This window comes from Herbaspirillum chlorophenolicum (assembly GCF_001189955.1).
Taxonomy (GTDB): domain Bacteria; phylum Pseudomonadota; class Gammaproteobacteria; order Burkholderiales; family Burkholderiaceae_D; genus Herbaspirillum; species Herbaspirillum chlorophenolicum.
Genome location: NZ_LFLT01000151.1, coordinates 1 through 956 on the forward strand (window position 1 = coordinate 1; position 956 = coordinate 956).

Consider the following 956-nt stretch of genomic DNA (forward strand, 5'->3'; position numbering starts at 1 on the left):
ACGCAATCTGGTGGCAGCGGCCGCCGCCATCAGCGACAGCCAGTTCACCAGCAACGGCCTGTATGGCGCGAATGGCACCACGCCCAGCTTTACCGATGCCAACGGCAAACTCATCGTTGAAGCCGGTGCGCAGATCAGCACCGCACAACCGGCCTCGGTCACGCAAGGCGGCGGCTATGTACTGCTGCTGGGCAGTGAGGTCAGCAATGCCGGTACCATCAGGACACCCAAGGGGCAAGTAGAGTTGGCAGCCGGTGACAGCTTCGTCATCCGCAAGGGATACGGCACCGATGCCAATGCGATGTCGACCACGCGCGGCAACGAAGTTTCGCCGCAGTTCGTCAACGGCAGCACCGCCGGCAAGGTCGTCAACACCGGCTTGCTGACTGCGCCGGAAGGAGACGTCACACTGGCCGGGCGCGACGTGCAGCAAAGCGGCGTAGCCATCGCCACCACCACCGTCAACACACGCGGCACCATCCATTTGCTGAATTCGGCCAGCGATACGCAAGGCAGCGTCACGCTGGGAAGCGGTTCGTATACGGCGGTGCTGATCGATGACGATGGCAAGAGCACCGCGCTCAACAGCCAGCGCGATGCGCTGATCGCGGATTCGGCGACACAGAATGCGCTGCGTGCAAGCGCATCATCGGGCGTCTTCGACAACCTGTCCAAACTGTCGGATCGTCGCGACCAGTCGCGTGTGGAAATCGTCAGCGGCGGCAACATCAATTTCGCGGACGGTTCGCTGACCTTGGCCACCGGCGGCCAGATTGCCGCCAGTGCGGCCAAGCGTTCCTTTGCGGCCAGCGGTTCGATGTTGGATGTCTCGGGCGCGATGGGCGTGAACCTGTCGATGGACAGCAACAACATCAAAGTCAACGTGCAAGGCAATGAGCTGCGCGATGCGCCGCTCAACCGCGATGGTGGTTCTTTACTCAACAGCAATGTCTGGC

Annotated in this window: 1 protein-coding gene; it reads left to right on the plus strand. The window is 62.0% G+C overall.

What is annotated here, in order from left to right; all coding sequences use genetic code 11:
• The coding region (locus tag AKL28_RS24955; RefSeq protein ID WP_197091099.1) for a hypothetical protein at positions 1 to 956 on the plus strand (956 nt) is incomplete at both ends.